At 44.1% G+C, this 19,340-nt stretch carries 18 protein-coding genes; 17 read left to right on the forward strand and 1 reads right to left on the reverse strand.

What is annotated here, in order from left to right; all coding sequences use genetic code 11:
* The first annotated feature begins 9 nt into the window (after positions 1 to 9).
* The 6 genes from NSQ76_RS08120 to NSQ76_RS08145 all read left to right on the forward strand — a co-directional run bounded on the left by NSQ76_RS08120 (position 10) and on the right by NSQ76_RS08145 (position 5,005).
* Complete coding sequence (locus NSQ76_RS08120) at positions 10 to 1,074, forward strand: inorganic phosphate transporter (RefSeq protein ID WP_025092551.1); 1,065 nt, start codon at positions 10 to 12, stop codon at positions 1,072 to 1,074.
* 57 nt (positions 1,075 to 1,131) lie between these two features.
* Entirely contained in the window at positions 1,132 to 2,268 is a 1,137-nt protein-coding gene (gene sat / locus NSQ76_RS08125; RefSeq protein ID WP_024424222.1) for a sulfate adenylyltransferase, read from the forward strand.
* A gap of 14 nt (positions 2,269 to 2,282) precedes the next feature.
* Positions 2,283 to 2,876: an adenylyl-sulfate kinase gene (gene cysC / locus NSQ76_RS08130; RefSeq protein ID WP_024424221.1), complete on the forward strand. Its 594-nt coding sequence runs from the start codon at positions 2,283 to 2,285 to the stop codon at positions 2,874 to 2,876.
* A 29-nt stretch (positions 2,877 to 2,905) separates the two neighbouring features.
* Positions 2,906 to 3,661, forward strand: coding sequence for a uroporphyrinogen-III C-methyltransferase (cobA, locus tag NSQ76_RS08135; protein WP_041108928.1), 756 nt, complete (start codon positions 2,906 to 2,908; stop codon positions 3,659 to 3,661).
* Between the two features lie 74 nt (positions 3,662 to 3,735).
* Positions 3,736 to 4,521, forward strand: a complete 786-nt coding sequence (locus NSQ76_RS08140) for a sirohydrochlorin chelatase (protein ID WP_034623670.1) — start codon at positions 3,736 to 3,738, stop codon at positions 4,519 to 4,521.
* Positions 4,502 to 5,005: a precorrin-2 dehydrogenase/sirohydrochlorin ferrochelatase family protein gene (locus NSQ76_RS08145; RefSeq protein ID WP_149126678.1), complete on the forward strand. Its 504-nt coding sequence runs from the start codon at positions 4,502 to 4,504 to the stop codon at positions 5,003 to 5,005. Before NSQ76_RS08140 ends, NSQ76_RS08145 begins: the two co-directional genes overlap by 20 nt.
* A 34-nt stretch (positions 5,006 to 5,039) precedes the next feature.
* Here the strand turns inward: NSQ76_RS08145 and NSQ76_RS08150 are convergent, their stop codons facing one another.
* On the reverse strand, positions 5,040 to 6,749 hold the full coding sequence (locus NSQ76_RS08150) for an Rqc2 family fibronectin-binding protein (protein WP_341053311.1): 1,710 nt from the start codon (positions 6,747 to 6,749) through the stop codon (positions 5,040 to 5,042).
* A gap of 164 nt (positions 6,750 to 6,913) precedes the next feature.
* Between NSQ76_RS08150 and NSQ76_RS08155 the strand changes: the two genes are divergently transcribed.
* From NSQ76_RS08155 to rlmN, 11 genes are all read left to right on the forward strand, one after another.
* Positions 6,914 to 9,589, forward strand: a complete 2,676-nt coding sequence (locus NSQ76_RS08155) for a calcium-translocating P-type ATPase, SERCA-type (protein WP_087978867.1) — start codon at positions 6,914 to 6,916, stop codon at positions 9,587 to 9,589.
* An 83-nt stretch (positions 9,590 to 9,672) separates the two neighbouring features.
* A complete protein-coding gene (locus NSQ76_RS08160) occupies positions 9,673 to 10,548 on the forward strand; it encodes a YicC/YloC family endoribonuclease (protein ID WP_034281735.1) in 876 nt (291 codons plus the stop codon).
* Positions 10,549 to 10,624: 76 nt separating this feature from the next.
* Positions 10,625 to 10,894 carry an extracellular matrix/biofilm regulator RemA gene (gene remA / locus NSQ76_RS08165; RefSeq protein ID WP_008344898.1) on the forward strand — a complete coding sequence of 90 codons (270 nt, stop codon included), beginning with the start codon at positions 10,625 to 10,627 and terminating at the stop codon, positions 10,892 to 10,894.
* 9 nt (positions 10,895 to 10,903) lie between these two features.
* A complete protein-coding gene (gmk, locus tag NSQ76_RS08170) occupies positions 10,904 to 11,518 on the forward strand; it encodes a guanylate kinase (protein ID WP_024424214.1) in 615 nt (204 codons plus the stop codon).
* A gap of 3 nt (positions 11,519 to 11,521) precedes the next feature.
* Positions 11,522 to 11,725 carry a DNA-directed RNA polymerase subunit omega gene (gene rpoZ, locus NSQ76_RS08175; protein WP_003211647.1) on the forward strand — a complete coding sequence of 68 codons (204 nt, stop codon included), beginning with the start codon at positions 11,522 to 11,524 and terminating at the stop codon, positions 11,723 to 11,725.
* A 117-nt stretch (positions 11,726 to 11,842) separates the two neighbouring features.
* On the forward strand, positions 11,843 to 13,060 hold the full coding sequence (coaBC, locus tag NSQ76_RS08180; RefSeq protein ID WP_277721999.1) for a bifunctional phosphopantothenoylcysteine decarboxylase/phosphopantothenate--cysteine ligase CoaBC: 1,218 nt from the start codon (positions 11,843 to 11,845) through the stop codon (positions 13,058 to 13,060).
* Complete coding sequence (gene priA / locus NSQ76_RS08185) at positions 13,057 to 15,465, forward strand: primosomal protein N' (protein WP_034623664.1); 2,409 nt, start codon at positions 13,057 to 13,059, stop codon at positions 15,463 to 15,465. The genes coaBC and priA overlap by 4 nt, the downstream gene beginning before the upstream one ends.
* A gap of 15 nt (positions 15,466 to 15,480) precedes the next feature.
* The gene (gene def / locus NSQ76_RS08190; protein ID WP_341053315.1) at positions 15,481 to 15,963 is read left to right on the forward strand and encodes a peptide deformylase; all 483 of its coding nucleotides are present in this window, start codon (positions 15,481 to 15,483) and stop codon (positions 15,961 to 15,963) included.
* A 5-nt stretch (positions 15,964 to 15,968) separates the two neighbouring features.
* The gene (gene fmt, locus NSQ76_RS08195; protein WP_024426956.1) at positions 15,969 to 16,922 is read left to right on the forward strand and encodes a methionyl-tRNA formyltransferase; all 954 of its coding nucleotides are present in this window, start codon (positions 15,969 to 15,971) and stop codon (positions 16,920 to 16,922) included.
* Entirely contained in the window at positions 16,909 to 18,252 is a 1,344-nt protein-coding gene (gene rsmB / locus NSQ76_RS08200) for a 16S rRNA (cytosine(967)-C(5))-methyltransferase RsmB (RefSeq protein ID WP_034623663.1), read from the forward strand. The genes fmt and rsmB overlap by 14 nt, the downstream gene beginning before the upstream one ends.
* 3 nt (positions 18,253 to 18,255) lie before the next feature.
* Positions 18,256 to 19,338, forward strand: a complete 1,083-nt coding sequence (gene rlmN, locus NSQ76_RS08205) for a 23S rRNA (adenine(2503)-C(2))-methyltransferase RlmN (protein WP_024424208.1) — start codon at positions 18,256 to 18,258, stop codon at positions 19,336 to 19,338.
* Positions 19,339 to 19,340: the final 2 nt, after the last annotated feature.

Raw genomic sequence — 19,340 nt, forward strand, 5'->3', positions numbered from 1 at the left:
GCATAATGTATGGAAATCGCCGCAATTTTATTTAGTCTATTCTTTGCTTTAAACATAGGCGCAAGCGGAGCAGCTGCTTCTATGGGCATTGCGTATGGATCAGGTGCCATTCAAAAGCCCATTTATGCGCTCAGTTTTTGTGCAGTTGGGATTTTAGCAGGTTCAGTGATTGGCGGCGGTGAGGTCGTCAAAACGATCAGCTCTGGTATTATGCCAGAATCAGTCATTACACTTGAAATCGTTTGTATTATCATTGGTTCTGCTGCACTATCACTTTTCATAGCAAATCTGATGGCGATTCCTTTATCAACAAGTGAGGTCACAGTAGGGGCTGTAGTTGGTGTAGCAGTCGCATATAAAGTTTTGTTTGTGAAATCCATTTTAGTGATTGTGGCATTTTGGGTCATCATCCCGCTTTTCGCCTTTCTTTTTACCTTTGCTGTCGTCAAAATCATCAGAATGTTCCCTAAACGGAAGCTGTCTAAAAAAGGCACAGCTATTTTATCTATCGTATTAATTCTCAGCGGATTTTTAGAGGCATTTTCAGCCGGTATGAACAATGTGGCAAATGCCGTCGGCCCGCTCGTCGCTTCAGGCGTTTTGTCAGTTGGGCAGGGAACACTTTACGGCGGAATCTTCGTCGCAGCAGGGGCCCTCTTGCTAGGTAGAAGAGTACTGGAAACAAACGGAAAGAAAATTACCCGCTATCAAACAGGCGAAGGGATTTTACTTTCGAGTACCGGTGCCGGGCTTGTCATCGTCAGCTCTATTTTTGGGCTGCCCGTTCCACTTACCCAAATCACCTCCTCGTCTATTATCGGGCTTGGAATGGCAAAAGGCGGGCCTAACATTTTTCACAAACATGTGGTGAAAAAAATGCTGAAAGTATGGGTGGTCTCACCTTTCTTATCACTCAGCCTATCGTATTTGCTTGTGAGCCTTTTCTTAAAAGGAGACTATTACTCTATCTTTATCATGATGAGTGTACTGCTTGCCTCACTTGGTGCGCTGAGTCTGATGAAAGCAGTCAAAAATGAAAGCAGCTCTATTCATGAACAGGGCGGCGGGATTTAACCATAAATCCGACTATTAACATCTAATAAATATGAACATTGAGAGGAAGATGAACAAATGAGTTTAACACCACATGGTGGCGTATTAATTAATCGAGTAAATGAAGAATATGATCTCAGCACGGCTGCGAAGGAAATTGAACTAGATGCGATTTCCTTTGCAGACCTTGAACTCATTGCAATTGGCGGATATAGTCCAATTGAAGGGTTTTTAACAAAAGCTGATTATGAAGCAGTTGTAAGCAGTATGCGGCTAGCAAGTGGTGTCGTTTGGTCTCTTCCTATTACACTGCCAGTGACAAAAGAAAAGGCGGCGGAAATCCATCAAGGCGATATCGTGCGCTTATCCTACAATGGAACTGTATATGGGGTCATTGAAGTAGAGGATCAATACACACCAGATAAGGAAAAAGAAGCGGTGAATGTCTATAAAACAGATGACCGCAATCATCCAGGCGTGAAAAAATTATTTGAACGCGGCGATACTTACATTGGCGGGAAAATTACACTGACGAAACGCAGTGAAAAACCATTCCCTCAATTTACGTATGAGCCAGAAGAAACAAGACGTCATTTTAAAGAAAACGGCTGGAAAACCATTGTTGGTTTCCAAACGAGAAACCCGGTTCACCGTGCTCATGAATATATTCAAAAAACAGCACTGGAAACAGTCGATGGTTTATTTTTAAATCCTCTTGTCGGTGAAACAAAATCTGACGACATCCCGGCAGATGTAAGAATGAAAAGCTATCAAGTGTTATTGGACGGTTATTATCCAAAAGACCGCGTCTTTTTAGGTGTTTTTCCTGCTGCAATGCGTTATGCTGGACCAAAGGAAGCCATTTTTCATGCGCTAGTACGGAAAAATTATGGCTGCACTCACTTTATTGTCGGAAGAGATCATGCAGGTGTTGGTGACTATTACGGCACATACGAGGCGCAGGAACTATTTGATCAATTTACAAGCGAAGAAATCGGCATTACTCCATTAAAATTTGAACACAGCTTCTACTGTAATACATGTGAAGCGATGGCCACTCCAAAAACGTGTCCTCACGACAAAAGCGAGCATGTCATTCTTTCAGGTACAAAGGTTCGAACAATGCTGAGAAACGGTGAATTACCACCAAGCACGTTCAGCCGAAAAGAAGTCATTGAAACATTAATCGAAGGATTAAAAACGACGGTATCTTAACGGGAGGGTATGACATGAGCAACGAACATATCGTGTGGCATGATTCATCTATTACAAAAAAAGAATATCAACAAAAAAACAATCATACGAGCGGCATTATCTGGCTTACAGGTCTAAGCGGTTCAGGTAAATCAACGATCGCGAATGCAGCTGCAAGAGAGCTGTTTGAACAAGGCTACCAAGTCACAGTTCTTGACGGCGATAACGTGCGGCACGGACTCAATAAAGATCTAGGGTTTTCAGATGATGACAGAAAAGAAAACATCCGCCGGATCGGAGAAGTGGCGAAATTATTTGTGGAGCAAGGAACGATTGTCATCACTGCTTTTATTTCTCCATTTCAGGAAGACCGCCACACTGTCAGACAGTTGGTCGAAGAGGGAGAATTTCACGAAGTGTTTGTCAAATGTGATCTGAACGTGTGTGAAGAGCGTGATCCAAAAGGGTTATATAAAAAGGCGAGAAACGGTGAAATTCCATTTTTCACTGGAATCGATTCACCGTATGAAGAGCCTGCTGCGCCTGAGCTCGTATTAGATACAGGAGAATTATCCCGTGAGGAATCTAAACAGCGTCTTGTTGATTATGTAAAAGGAACAACGAAATAATCGCCTGATGGCAGGGGGAGAAAAGCAAGATGGGGAAAGTATACATTGTGGGTGCTGGACCCGGTGACCCAGATTTAATCACATTAAAGGCCCATAAGGCGATACAGCAGGCAGATGTCATCTTATATGATCGTCTTGTCAATCAAGAAATTCTCGCCCATGCCAAACCGGAGGCGGAATTGATTTATTGCGGCAAGCTGCCAAATCATCATACAATGAGGCAGGAAGCCATCAATGAAGCGCTTGTGGCTCATGCAAAGGAAGGGAACGTTGTCGTTCGGCTGAAAGGCGGCGACCCCTTTGTCTTTGGCCGCGGCGGTGAAGAAATCGAATGCTTAGCTGAGCACGGAATTCCGTATGAGGTCGTCCCAGGAATTACTTCTGGGATTGCAGCGGCTGCTTATGCGGGCATCCCTGTGACACATCGTGAATTCAGCTCAAATGTTGCTTTTGTCACGGGCCACTATCAAAAGGATGAACATTTTGAAGAAAAGTGGGAGGCGCTGGCTACAGGGATTGATACTCTTGTGATTTACATGGGTGTCAAAAACGTGGAAAGAGTGCAGCGCCTGCTTTTAAAAAATGGACGGGACCCAGAAACACCCGCTGCATTTATACACTGGGGAACCACAACAAGGCAAAAGACAACTTGCTGTACGGTTGCGACACTGTCTGAAACTGTTGAAAAAGAAGGGATCGAGCATCCAAGTTTAATTGTTGTTGGAGATGTCGTTCATTTTCATCAAAAGCTGAACTGGTTTGAACCCGCATTAATCGAGAAATGAGAATGGTAGAGAAAAGACACGTGCATACATCGTGTCTTTTCGTCTGATGAAAACAAGTGAGAGGGAGGAGCCGCATGAAACAAGCTGTCCTTTATGTTGGGCATGGAAGCAGGGTGAAAGAAGCACAAGATAAGGCCATTTCTTTTATGAAAAGCTGTATGCCGTTAGTGAAAGCAGATATACAAGAAATTTGTTTTTTAGAGCTGACGGACCCTTCTATAGAAGAAGGATTTGAGGCCTGTGTGAAAAAAGGAGCGACACACATTGCAATCGTCCCGCTCCTCCTTTTGACTGCCATGCATGCCAAATCGGATATCCCGGTCGAAATTGAGAAAGTGCGTGCGCGTTTCCCGCAAGTGAAGGTCACATATGGAAAGCCGATCGGGGTGAATCAAGAAGTAACAAAAGCGGTTGCCGCAAGAATTAAAGAAGCAGGATATCAAGGCGAGCGCGCGCGGATTCTTTTAATTGGCCGCGGGAGTTCTGATCCGGATGTGAAGCGAGATGTGTTTGGCATTGCAGACGATGTCCGAAGCCTGCTTCCGCATGCAGAGGTTCTTCCGTGTTTTATTACAGCATGCGAGCCAAATTATCGAGATGTTCTCGCGCAGTTATCAGAAGATGACGATGGGCCTGCTTATATCGTTCCTTACTTACTGTTTACGGGGATTTTAATGAAAGAAATTGAAAGTGAAGCCGCTCAGGCGAGAAAGCGGCTGAATGATGTCCGGGTATGCCGGTATATTGGCTTTCATCCGCATGTCAAAGCGGCTTATATTGAACGAGTGCTAGAAACCATTTTAAACAAAGACGATGCGTTTCGTTTCCGAGGAGAAAGCCATGCTTCCAGTCCATCTTGATTTAACCAATAAACAAGTGGTCATCGCCGGCGGCGGATCTGTTGCATTAAGAAGAGCAAAGACATTGTGTACGGAGCCTTGCCATCTAACTGTTGTGAGTCCTGATCTTTCTGAAGAGATGGCGTGCCTCATTGATACATACGCATTGAATTGGAAGGAAAAGAAGGTGGGCGCTGAAGATTTGAAGGATGCGTTTTTCATTGTAGCTGCTACAAACGACCCTTCGGTAAATGAATGGATTGCACAAACAGCACAGCCTCACCAGCTCGTGAATTGTGTGAGCCAATCTGAGCTCGGCAATGTGATGGTGCCGAAGGTTGTCAAAGCAGGAAAAGTGACGATTTCAGTCTCTACAAGCGGTGCTAGCCCCGCCCGGACAAAACAGCTGGCTGCGGCAATTGAATCCTTGCTTGAAGAAGAGGATATTGACGCACTTGATGCCCTTTACATCGAAAGAAAAAAACGACAAAGAAAAAGCCGATAAAATCCTTACAGGAGATTTTATCGGCTTCTTTTATTTATTTTCTCAGCTTGAGCACAAGATCTTCGTCAGGTGTGACAAATAATGTTTGCTGCTGATCATACGTAACAAAGCCTGGCTTTGCTCCGTTTGGTTTTTTCACATGCCGGATTTTTGCATAGTCGACAGGTACGGAGCTGGACTCTTTTGCCTTTGAAAAATAGGCGGCAATTTGAGCCGCTTCAAGCAGCGTTTGTTCATCAGGTGCTTGGTGACGGATGACGACATGTGACCCAGGAATATCCTTTGTATGCAGCCAAATATCATCACGAGCAGCTGCCTTTGTAGTCAAATACTCGTTTTGTTTGTTGTTTTTTCCGACTAAAATTGGTATGCCTTGGGATGATTCATACGTTTCGAGCTGAATAGCAGCCGGTTTTTTCTTTTTGGCGAGACGCTTTTGTTTGGCGCGCAAATATTTTCCTTCAACAAGCTCTTCTCTCATTTCCTCTAAATCCTTCGGTGAAGCAGAGGACAGCTGCTGAATCAGCTCTTCAAAATAAGCAATTTCTTCATGTGTCCGCTTAATTTGTTCATTTACAGCTTCTACAGCATTTTTTGCCTTTTGATATTTTGTAAAATATGCCTGGGCATTTTCAGAAGGGGTTTTGTTTGTTTTGAGCGGAATCGTGATTTCTCCGCCGTCTTCATCGTAATAATTGATGACAGTCGCTTCTTTATCCCCTTTTTTAATCGCATATAAATTGGCTGTTAACAGCTCACCATAGAGCTGATATTTGTGTGCATCTTGAGATTCTTCAAGGGTTCTTTTTAGCTTTTTCAGCTTGTTTTCATTTTTCTTTTTTTCATTGACGACAAACCGTTCAAGGTCCGCTGCCTGCTGTTTGACTCTATCTCTCTCAGCTTTTCCAAAATAAAAGCGGTCAAGCAGCTGGCTGAGTGAGTCGAATGTCTTCATCTCGCCATGGACATGCTGAAGCTCTAATAAATAGAAATACTCTTTTCCGTCTTTTCTTGTGAGCTGCGGAGTAAAAGAATGCATGCGAATGAGCTGGAACATGTCGAGCAGTGTATTTGGAATCGTTTCTTGATTGGCAAGACCGGCCCGGTGTACAACTTCCTTTGCAAACAGCGGGGAAACCCCAGAGAAGGTATCGACAATTTGATTTGCGATCTTTCCTTCTTGAAAGCGTAAATGCTTCAAAATATCATCCTTTGTCACGTCAAAAGGATTCAATTTTTGCTGCGCAGGCGGCAGAAGGTATTCGTGACCAGGAAGCACCGTTCGATAGCTGTTCACAGATGGAGAAAGGTGTTTCAAACCATCAATGATCTGCTGCGTTCCATCCTCTACCAGAATGAAATTACTATGACGTCCCATGATTTCAATGTAAAGCTTACGCGTCTGCTCATCACCAATTTCATTTCGGCTTCTTACATGAAGCACGATCACCCGGTCAAATCCAATCTGTTCAAAACGTTCAATGAAGCCGCCCTCAAGATGCTTTCTGAGGAGCATACAAAACATTGGCGGCTCGCTTGGATTGTCGTATTGATGCTCAGTGAGCTGCACTCTCGCATAGCTCGGATGAGCCGATAAAAGGAGCTTATGATTTTTTCCGTTTGCCCGAATATGAAAAATCAGCTCGTGCTTATATGGCTGATGGATTTTAGAAATCCTCCCGCCAGTTAATGTCTCTTGCAATTCATTTGTCATACCATATGTAAAAATGCCGTCAAATGACATGTTGGATACACCCTCTTCTTTCACACAAATCTACTGAAAGAACTTCCGTTTTCTCGTTCTTTAGGCAGTCTTATTATTATAGCATGATTTAGGACGAGTCTGAATAAACTGGCTTATAGAACACTGCATATGAGAGAGAACAAAAGAGGAGTGGACGAGGTCAAATGAATTGGCATGAACTGAACCAAACCGATTTATTAAAAACAATGAATACATCGATAGGTGACGGACTGTCAGAAAAAGATGTACAAAAGCGGCTTGAAAAACACGGGCCAAATGAATTGCAGGAAGGAAAAAAGGCGTCGGCTCTGATCATTTTTTTAGCACAGTTTAAAGATTTCATGGTGTTAATCTTGCTTGCAGCAACAATCATTTCTGCCTTTTTAGGAGAATACATTGATGCTGTTGCGATTGTAGCCATTGTTTTGATTAATGGTGTACTCGGCTTTTATCAAGAGCGCCGGGCGGAAAAATCCCTTCAAGCGTTAAAAGAATTATCAACTCCGCATGTATATGCAAGGAGAAATAATGAATGGGTCAAGATCCCGTCTAAACATCTCGTGCCAGGGGATATTGTGAAATTTTCAAGCGGAGACCGGATTGGGGCAGATATTAGATTACTAGAAACAAAGAGCTTAGAAATTGAGGAGTCCGCTCTCACTGGCGAGTCTATCCCAGCGGTCAAACACGCAAGTCCTCTTTCAAGCAGCCATGTCTCACTTGGAGATTTGACGAACATGGCCTTTATGGGGACGCTTGTTACTAGAGGAAGCGGCGTAGGGGTTGTCATTGGTACAGGAATGAATACGGCAATGGGACAAATTGCCGGTATGCTGGATGCAGCAGGTAATATGGAAACGCCGCTGCAAAGGCGTCTCGAGCAGCTCGGGAAAATTCTGATTGTGGCTGCTTTATTTTTAACGGTGCTCGTTGTTGTTCTCGGTGTTGTGCAAGGACATGAATTGTATCATATGTTCCTAGCGGGAGTATCTCTTGCTGTTGCGGCAATTCCGGAAGGACTGCCGGCGATTGTCACTGTCGCACTTTCCCTAGGGGTGCAGCGGATGATCAAACAGAAATCGATCGTCAGAAAGCTCCCGGCTGTGGAAACACTCGGCTGCGCGTCAATCATTTGCTCAGATAAAACAGGAACGATGACGCAAAATAAAATGACCGTGACTCATGTATGGGCAGAGGGGAAAACGTGGAATATTTCTGGCACAGGCTACGAGCCATCCGGTGACTTTACCTTAAACGGAGAAATCGTCCATGCCGACAAGCACCCAAGCCTGCAAAAGGTGTTATTATACGGGGCGCTTTGTAATACATCGACCATTGTTGAAAAAGACGGGGAGATGAGGCTTGATGGCGATCCGACAGAGGGGGCGCTTCTTACCGCAGCACGTAAAGCGGGTTTTACAGAGCAATTCATTGAAGCTGGATTTCATGTCATTGAGGAGTTTCCTTTTGACTCAGAAAGAAAGATGATGTCAGTCGTCGTTGAAACGAATCAAAAAGAGCGGTATGTCATTGCAAAAGGTGCGCCGGATGTACTAATGAACCGTTCAAGTCATATCATGCACGGCGGACGCACAGCTTCTTTTTCAGCAACTCATAGGCAAGAAGCAGAAGCTGCGATTCAAGGGTTAGCAAGACAGGCGCTTAGAACCATTGCCATTGCGTATAAAAAAGTCGGTCTGACAGAAAAAATCACCTCTGTAAAGCAGGCTGAAACCGATTTAACATTTATCGGGTTAGAGGGCATGATCGATCCACCGCGTCCTGAAGTCAGACGAGCGATTAAAGAGTGCCGGGATGCCGGGATTAAAACGGTCATGATTACAGGCGACCACGTAGAAACGGCCAAAGCGATCGCCAAAGACTTGAGCCTTTTACCGAAGCAAGGACAGGTGCTCGACGGGAAAGCGCTTGATCAGATGAGCGACAAAGAGCTTGAGCAAACGGCTGAAAATGTATACGTCTTTGCCCGGGTTTCCCCTGAGCATAAACTGAGAATTGTCAAAGCCTATCAAAAAAATGGGCATGTTGTGGCGATGACAGGTGATGGGGTCAATGATGCACCTGCCATTAAACAAGCAGATATCGGCATCTCCATGGGCATCACTGGAACAGACGTAGCCAAAGAAGCATCTTCTCTTATTTTACTTGACGACAACTTTGCGACCATAAAATCCGCCATTAAAGAGGGCCGGAATATTTATGAAAACATTCGTAAGTTTGTCCGTTATTTGCTGGCATCAAATGTCGGAGAAATTTTGGTCATGCTGTTTGCGATGCTGCTCGCGCTGCCGCTGCCGCTCGTTCCTATACAAATCTTATGGGTAAACCTTGTCACAGATGGTCTGCCGGCTATGGCACTTGGCATGGATAAGCCAGAAGGCGATGTCATGAAGAGAAAGCCGCGGAATGTGAAAGAGGGCATTTTTGCTAGAGGGCTTGGCTGGAAGGTCATTTCAAGAGGCTTCCTCATCGGACTTGCGACCCTTTTGGCATTTATCTTTGTGTATCACCGCGATCCAAACAACCTGCAATATGCGCAGACTGTCGCATTTAGTACGCTTGTTTTGGCGCAGCTCATTCATGTATTTGACTGCCGCAGTGAACGGTCCATTTTTGAACGTAACCCATTTGGGAACCTTTATTTGATCGGTGCGGTTTTGTCATCACTTTTGCTCATGCTTGTGGTCATTTATTACCCGCCGCTTCAGCCGATTTTCAAAACGGTCGCGGTTGCACCAATTGATTGGCTGCTAATCATCGGGATGTCTGCACTGCCAACTTTTTTACTGGCAGGATCACTTTTGACAAGAAAAAAATAATTGATTATGGTATAATTTTGAGGTAATAGTGTCTGCTATTACCTTTTTCATTTTATTAATATGAAAGAATTGGGTGTTTTGACATGATACGCAGTATGACGGGATTCGGCCAAGCGAGTAAAACGGATGGAGAACTGACAGTGTCAGTTGAGCTAAAATCGGTCAATCACCGTTTTAAAGAGGTTCATGCCCGTTTGCCGAGGCCGCTTTTATATTTCGAAGATACATTAAAAAAGATCATTCTTCGTCACGTGCAGCGCGGTAGAATTGAGCTGTTTGTCACGATTGAAGGCGGTAAACTAGCAAGCCGGTCCTTACAGATCGACTGGCCGCTGCTTGATGAATACATGAAAGCCGCAAAAGACCTCGAGGAACGCTATCACATTTCAGGCATTCAGCATGCACATGACTTACTGGGGCTGGAGCTTGCCGTTCAGGTGGAAGAGTCAGCCAGCCGAAATGAACAGTTAGAGCAGCTGCTGATGGAAGCTTGCGAGGCTGCTGTCAAGGAGCTTTGCTTCATGAGAGAGCAAGAGGGGGCATCCCTTCAAAAAGACTGTGAACTGAGGCTTTCTGAACTAGAGGCCTATACAGAAGAAATCAAAGTCTTTGCACCAGAGGTTGTGAGTCAGTACAAAGAACGATTGAATCAGCGATTGCAAGAATGGATCGGAGAGGCGCTTGACGAGAGCAGACTAACAACTGAAGCTGCCATCTTTGCTGACCGGTGTGACATTACAGAAGAGATTACGAGATTAAAAAGTCATTTTCAGCAGTTTCAGCAAATCTTGCTGCAAGGCGGTGCTGCCGGCCGAAAACTTGACTTCCTTGTACAGGAGCTCAACCGTGAAGTGAACACCATTGGATCAAAAGCGAACCATCACCATTTAACAAAGCTGGTGGTTGAAATGAAAAGTGCTATTGAAAAAATAAAAGAACAAGTGCAAAATATAGAATAGTCATTGTGTATGCTGTTTACAGTGCGTCTCTTTCGGCGAGACTAGAGACGTTTATATTACAGGGGGACGAAAGAAGATGACCATAAAGTTGATCAATATCGGATTTGGAAACATCATTTCAGCGAATCGGATGATTTCGATCGTCAGTCCGGAATCAGCACCGATTAAACGAATGATACAAGACGCAAGAGATCGAGGCATGCTCATAGATGCTACATACGGAAGAAGAACCCGTGCTGTTGTCATTATGGACAGTGACCATGTCATCTTATCTGCCGTTCAGCCTGAGACTGTCGCGCAAAGACTTTCTGTAAAAGAAGAAATCATAGATGAAGGGCAGGGGTAATACGCCATTATGAAAGAAAGAGGACTTTTAATCGTTCTCTCTGGACCTTCGGGAGTTGGAAAAGGAACGGTCAGACAAGCCATTTTCTCCCAGGAAGATACGAAATTTGAATACTCTATTTCTGTGACGACACGCAAACCGCGTGAAGGTGAAAGAAATGGTGTCGATTATTTCTTTAAAACCAGGGAAGAATTTGAACATATGATTGAAAACAAAAAGCTGTTAGAATGGGCAGAGTACGTCGGGAATTACTACGGCACGCCTGTTGACTATGTAGAACAGACATTAAGCGAAGGAAAAGATGTTTTCCTTGAAATTGAAGTGCAAGGTGCACTTCAAGTAAGAGAAGCATTCCCGGAAGGTCTTTTTATTTTCCTTGCACCGCCTAGTCTTTCAGAACTTCAAAACCGCATCATTACACGCGGTACAGAGTCTGAGGAGCTCATTCGAAACCGAATGGCCGCTGCGAAAGAAGAAATTGAAATGATGGATGCTTACGACTATGTCGTTGAAAACGATGATGTCGAGCTTGCTTGTGAAAGAATCAAAGCGATCGTCCTTGCAGAACACCTGCGCAGAGACAGAGTCGCACCAAGATATAAAAAAATGCTGGGGGTAGAATAAACCATGTTAGATCCTTCAATTGACTCATTGATGAACAAACTTGATTCAAAATATACACTTGTAACAGTGTCGGCACGCCGTGCACGTGAAATGCAGATCCATCAAGATCAGCAGATTGAAAACACAAAGTCTTACAAATTCGTAGGCAAAGCACTAGAAGAAATCGACGCTGGTCTTTTGACATTTGAAAAAGAGGATCAAGAATAACACATCGCTTCTGCAATGCAGATACGATACGTTCAAAAAAGTCAAAACTATGATTGGTTTTGACTTTTTTGAATTGTAGACGAATTTGTGAAAAAGGCCGTTAAGGGGGACAAACAAATGTTACAGTCAAAAAATATTTTGCTCGGTGTCAGCGGAGGAATCGCCGTATATAAAGCAGCAGCACTTACTAGTAAACTCGTACAAGCAGGCGCAAATGTCAGAGTGATTATGACGGAATCTGCTCGTGAGTTTGTGTCTCCGCTAACCTTCCAAGCTCTGTCTAGGCATGAGGTATATGTAGATACATTCAAAGAAAACAATCCAAGAGTCATTGCGCATATTGACGTAGCTGACTGGGCCGATCTCATTCTTGTTGCCCCTGCAACAGCACATACGATTGGTAAAATGGCCGCTGGACTTGCAGATGATATGCTGACGACGACTTTGCTTGCTTCAACAGCGCCTGTATGGATCGCTCCAGCGATGAATGTGCATATGTACGATCACCCGGCTGTGAAACGGAACATTCGCACATTATATGAAGACGGCTACCGGTTTATTGAGCCAAGTGAAGGTTATTTAGCCTGCGGATACATTGGAAAAGGGCGATTAGAAGAGCCTGAAAAAATTGTGGAACACATCCGTGCTTTTTTTGATGAGCCAAAAAGCTTACCGCTCTCAGGAAAAAAAGTCGTGGTGACAGCTGGTCCTACACGTGAAGTCATCGATCCTGTCCGATTCTTTACAAATCGTTCTAGTGGAAAAATGGGCTATGCGATCGCAGAGGCTGCTCAGCAAATGGGGGCAGATGTTACGCTGATTTCTGGACCTGTTTCTTTAACTGAACCTGACCATGTACATGTAGTGCACGTTGAATCAGCTGAAGATATGTATCAAGCTGCGCTAGATGTATACGGAGAAGCAGATCTTGTCATTAAATCAGCAGCTGTCGCCGATTACACCCCTGTCACGACATATGCTCATAAAATGAAAAAACAGGACGGCGCTCTGGACATTGAATTCACCCGGACAAAAGATATTTTAAAAGAGCTGGGGAAAAGAAAAGAGCATCAAGTGCTGGTCGGTTTTGCAGCTGAAACGCAGGATGTAGAATATTATGCGAAAAAGAAAATTGAATCCAAGCATCTAGATATGATTGTCGCCAATAACGTTACAAAAGAAGGTGCAGGCTTTGGCACAGATACCAATGTGGCAGCGATCATCAAAGCAGATGGAACGAAAAAAGAGCTGCCGATGATGAGCAAAAAAGACCTCGCTTTTGAAATTTTAAAGGAGGCAATACAGCTGCTTCCAGAAGAGCGTGATCGCGCATGATTGCTGAAGTCATTGTAGATGTCACAACGAAAGCCATTGACCGGCCATTTGATTACCGTGTACCAGATCGATTCAAAGATCTCGTCAAAGCGGGAATGAGGGTGGTCGTTCCCTTTGGCCCGCGGAAGATTCAAGGGTTTGTGACAAAAGTCAAAGAGGAAACAGACATCAAGACAGGAAGCATCAAAGAGATAGTTGATTTATTTGATTTATCACCTGTTCTGACAGATGAGCTGCTGGAGCTTTCCCACTGGCTGACGGAAAAAACATTGTCCTATCATATTACGGCACTTCAATCGATGCTGCCCGCAGCCATGAAGGCAAAGTATGAAAAAGAAATACAGGTGCTATCAGAGGAAGAACTTCCGCAGTCATTGAAAGAGCTTTTCGGTCAGCGTGAGAGCATTCTTTATGCTGACATCCCGGCTGAACAATTAAAACAGATTCAAAAGCATGTCCAAAAAGGTCATCTAGAGGTGAGATATCATGTCTCGCAAAAATCTGGAAAGAAAAAGGTCCGCATGCTCCAGTTGGCTGTATCGAAAGAAAAACTTGAAGAAAAGCAGCAGCAGCTAAAAAAAAATGCGGTAAAACAAAAGGCACTGATCTCTTACTTGCTTCAAGCGGGAGAGACAACCTTTTTAGCGAAAGACTTGCAGCAGCAAACAGGCGCGAGTTCTCAAACGCTTAAAACCTTTATTCAAGAAGGGCTGTTAACAGAAAGCTATGAAGAGGTCTACCGGGATCCTTACCGTGACCGGGAGTTTACACCATCTGCATCACTTGATCTCACGCCTGAGCAAACAGAGGCGGCAAAACATATTCATCAAGCGGTCAGTGAGGATCAGCACGAAACCTTTTTGCTGCACGGAGTGACAGGAAGCGGCAAAACGGAGATTTACTTGCAGACAATTGATCATGTTCTTCAAAAAGGGAAAGAAGCGATCGTTTTAGTTCCTGAAATTTCATTAACCCCTCAAATGGTGCAGCGATTTAAAGAACGATTTGGCTCAAATGTGGCTGTTCTTCACAGCGGCTTATCGACAGGAGAAAAATATGATGAATGGCGGAAGATTCATCGCAAGGAAGTCAAGCTTGTCGTTGGCGCAAGATCTGCTGTTTTCGCTCCATTTGAAAATTTAGGCATGATTATTATAGATGAAGAGCACGAATCCTCTTATAAACAAGAAGAAATGCCTCGTTACCATGCCAAGGATGTCGCCATTGAACGAGCAGTGCGGCATCAATGTCCAGTCGTATTAGGCAGTGCAACACCTTCACTTGAAACCTATGCACGTGCGAAAAAAGGCGTTTATACATTGCTGTCGCTCAAGCACCGCGTCAACCAGCAGCAGCTGCCGCACGTTTCGTTAATTGATATGAGAGAAGAATTAAGAAATGGCAACCGCTCCATGTTCTCAGAAGAATTAATGATCAGGTTAAAGGAAGTGCTTGAAAGAAAAGAACAAGCCGTTTTATTTCTGAACAAAAGAGGCTATTCATCTTTTGTGATGTGCCGTGATTGCGGATATGTGGAGCAATGTCCTCATTGCGAAATTTCTCTCACCTATCACCGCTATCAAAAACGGCTGAAGTGCCATTATTGTGGTCACGAAGCTCCAGTACCTTCTGAATGTCCAGAATGTCACAGTGAGCATATTCGCTACTTTGGGACTGGCACGCAGCGAGTAGAAGAGGAACTGACAAAGGTGTTGCCTGAGGCGCGTGTGATCCGAATGGATGTGGATACAACGTCTCGTAAAGGTGCTCACGAAAAGCTTCTTACGTCTTTTGGCAATAAAGAAGCGGACATTTTGCTCGGGACGCAGATGATTGCAAAGGGGCTGGATTTCCCAGATGTCACACTTGTTGGTGTTCTCAGTGCGGATACATCCCTTCACATCCCTGATTTTCGTTCAAGTGAAAAAACATTTCAGCTTCTCACGCAGGTCAGCGGCAGGGCAGGGCGCCATGAAAAAGCGGGCTCGGTTATTATTCAATCGTATACACCTTCTCACTATAGTATTGAATTAACGAAGCAGCATGACTACGAAGCCTTTTATGAACAGGAGATGCTGCATCGCCGCCACCAGTCCTATCCGCCTTATTACTTTTTGGCGATGGTGACAGTGTCACACGAAGAAGTGACGAAGGCAGCGCATGTTACTGACCAAATTGTCCAGTTCCTAAAAATGAACTGTGCACCGAATACTCGAATCCTTGGTCCAGCGGCATCGCCAATCGCTAAGATCAAAGATAGATATCGGTATCAATGCGTGATAAAATACAAAAGGGAAAATGAACTGGCAAGTTTACTACGGAAAATACAAGACCATTATCAAAAGGAAATGGAACAAAAACAATTGATGATTTCAATAGATATGAATCCATATATGATGATGTAAAACGGAGGGCTGTAAGTGGCAGTAAAACCAATAGTCATACATCCGGCAGAAGTGCTTGAACAAAAGACAAAGCGCGTCGAGACGTTCGATAAAAAGCTTAAAAAACTGCTGGATGATATGTATGATACAATGCTTGAGCTGGATGGAGTTGGACTAGCAGCACCACAAATCGGTATTTCAAAAAGAATCGCTGTTGTAGATATCGGAGAAGAATCTGGCAGAATTGACTTAGTGAACCCCGAGGTGCTTGAAGTAGAAGGAAGCCAGACAGATATTGAAGGCTGCCTGAGCTTTCCATCTTTATACGGCACTGTAGAGAGACCGAACTATGTGAAGGTAAAAGCCTTTGATAAGAAAGGCAAACCATTTACAATAGAAGCAGACGGATTTTTAGCAAGAGCTTTATTGCACGAAATTGATCATTTAGACGGCATTTTATTTACGTCAAAAATCATTGAAACGTATACAGAAAAAGAACTTGCGGAAATGGAAGGGTGAAGAAAATGGCACGTATCGTATTTATGGGAACCCCTGATTTCTCAGTACCTGTGCTGCAAACACTGATAACAGAAGGATACGAAGTGGTAGGGGTTGTCACGCAGCCAGACCGCCCAAAAGGAAGAAAACGAGTGCTCACACCGCCTCCTGTAAAAGTGGAAGCCTTAAAGCACGGCATTCCTGTGTTGCAGCCTGAAAAGGTGCGCCTTGATGAAGAAATTGATAAGGTGCTTGCATTACAGCCGGATTTAATCGTCACAGCGGCATTTGGACAAATCTTACCAAAGCGATTACTCGATGAACCTAAGTTTGGCTGTATCAATGTTCATGCCTCGCTCCTGCCAGAACTAAGAGGCGGCGCGCCGATCCATTATGCGATCCTTCAAGGCAAAAAGAAAACAGGCGTTACCATCATGTACATGGTGGAAAGGCTTGATGCAGGTGACATGATCAGTAAAGTAGAAGTAGAAATCGATGAATTAGACAATGTCGGAACATTGCATGATAAATTAAGTGCAGCTGGTGCCACGCTGCTAAAAGATACGGTGCCAAATGTTCTAAGCGGGTCTATTTCTCCAATTCCGCAAAATGAAGAAGCGGCCACATACGCGCCAAATATTAAGCGGGAGCAAGAAAGATTAGACTGGACAAAAACCGGTGAAGAGCTTTACAACCAAGTTCGCGGGCTAAATCCTTGGCCAGTTGCCTATACTGAATGGAACGGCGCTCATCTAAAAGTATGGGAAGCGAAAAAGGTTCCGCTTCAAGCGCAAGAAGAACCCGGGAAAGTGATTGAGCTTCAAAAAGAAGGTCCGGTCATTGCAACTGGGAATGAGCAAGGCCTTTTATTAACAGGTGTGCAGCCAGCTGGTAAGAAGAAAATGAGCGGCGAAGACTTCTTAAGAGGCGCAAATATCGAAATTGGACAGAAATTAGGGCTAATGAATGAAGAAAAGTAATGTGAGAGAAGTAGCGCTGGACGCTTTAATCAAACTCGAACAAAATCAAGCTTACAGTAATTTGCTGTTGCAGTCAGTCATGAAAGATAAAGACTTAGCTGATCAGGACAAACCGCTGTTAACAGAGCTTGTATATGGTACACTGCAAAATAAGCTGGCATTAGATTATATGCTGATGCCCTTTGTGAAAAAACCGCAAAAGGTCGCTCCATGGGTGATGCAGCTTTTGCGGATGTCTCTTTATCAAATGGTGTATCTTGAAAAAATACCAGATCGTGCAGCCATTCATGAAGCTGTCGAGCTAACGAAAAAGCGCGGGCATAAAGGCATTTCTTCACTTGTGAACGGTGTTCTTCGTTCCGTGCAAAGAGAAGGCGTTCCGTCATTTGATGCGATCAAAGATCCCGTAAAGCGGCTGTCCATTGAGACAAGCCACCCATTATGGCTTGTGCAGGAGTGGGTTCAGGCGTACGGGTTTGAAGCGGCAGAAAGCATGTGCCGCATTCATTTAGTTCCGCCAAAGCAAACCCTTCGTGTCAATCGAATGAAAACTGACCGCATGGCACTGCAGCAAAAACTAATGGAAGCAGGCATTGAAACGGAGCTTGGCGACTTATCTGAAGATGCACTTAAGCTCATGAAAGGGTCCATCGTCTCAACCCCTTCTTTTCAAGAAGGCTATGTGACGATACAAGATGAAAGCTCGATGCTTGTCGCAAGAGCGCTCGACCCTCAGCCGGGAGAAACGGTGCTTGACGCCTGTGCGGCTCCTGGCGGAAAATCAACACATATTGCAGAACGTATGAACGATGAGGGCAAAATTGTTTCTCTTGATTTACATGAACACAAAGTGAAACTCATCAAACAAGCAGCAAAACGTCTGAACCTTACTCACATTGAGGCAAAAGCACTTGATGCAAGGAAAGCGGCAGACTATTACAGCGAAGCTTCGTTTGACCGTATTCTCATTGATGCACCGTGTTCCGGTTTTGGCGTCATTAGACGCAAACCAGATATGAAATATACAAAGTCACAAGAAGACTCAGCAAGGCTTGCAGCTATCCAGCAGGCCATTTTAAAGGAAGCGGCCCCGCTTTTAAAACCGGGCGGAACCCTTGTATACAGTACGTGTACAATGGACCCAACAGAAAATCAACAAGTGATTCATGCGTTTTTACAAGAACACCAAGACTTCGAACCCGATCTATCTCTTAATGAACGGCTGCCTGAGCAGGTTGCTCCGTTTGTTCAAAACGGAAGTGTACAAATCCTTCCTCATTATTTCGGAACAGATGGTTTCTTTATTTGCAGCATGAGAAAGAAGGGATAAAAAATGACAGAACAAAAAGTAAGAAAAGAACTGAAGACAGAAATGCCGTCGATCTACTCATTTGAGCTTCACGAAATGAAAGAATGGTTAAAAGAACAAGGCGAAAAGCCTTTCCGCGCAGCCCAAATTTTCGAGTGGCTTTATGAGAAACGTGTGACATCCTTTGACGATATGTCTAACCTTTCAAAGGATTTAAGAGAAAAATTAAAAAATCAATTTGCGATCACCACATTAAAAACTGTGATCAAACAAACGTCTCAAGACGGAACGATCAAGTTTTTATTTGAATTACATGATGGCTATACGATTGAAACAGTACTGATGCGCCACGAATACGGCAACTCTGTCTGTGTCACAACTCAGGTTGGCTGCCGAATCGGCTGTACATTCTGTGCATCTACACTTGGCGGGTTAAAACGAAACCTTGAAGCAGGAGAAATCGTTGCTCAAGTATTGAAAGTGCAGCAGGCACTTGACGAAACAGATGAGAGAGTCAGCTCGGTTGTCATCATGGGAATTGGCGAACCGTTTGATAACTTTGACGAAATGCTTGCCTTCCTTAAAATCATCAACCATGACAACGGCTTAAATATTGGCGCGCGTCATATTACAGTGTCGACAAGCGGAATCATTCCAAAGATCTATCAATTCGCTGATGAGCAAATGCAAATCAATTTTGCTGTCTCTCTGCATGCACCGAACACAGAGATCAGAAGCCGTCTGATGCCGATCAATAAAGCATATAAGCTGCCAAAATTAATGGAAGCCATTGAATACTACATTCAAAAAACGGGTAGACGTGTCAGCTTTGAATACGGCCTGTTTGGCGGAGTAAATGATCAAGTTCATCATGCAGAAGAGCTTGCAGACTTATTAAAAGGAATCAAATGCCACGTGAACCTCATTCCGGTGAACTATGTACCGGAAAGGGATTATGTAAGAACACCGAGAGAACAAATCTTCCTATTTGAAAAAACGCTGAAAGAACGCGGCGTAAACGTAACGATTAGACGAGAGCAAGGCCATGATATTGATGCTGCTTGCGGTCAGCTAAGAGCGAAGGAGCGTCAGGAAGAGACGAGGTGACG

This window comes from Bacillus sp. FSL M8-0256, from assembly GCF_038005765.1.
Lineage (GTDB): Bacteria > Bacillota > Bacilli > Bacillales > Bacillaceae > Bacillus > Bacillus safensis.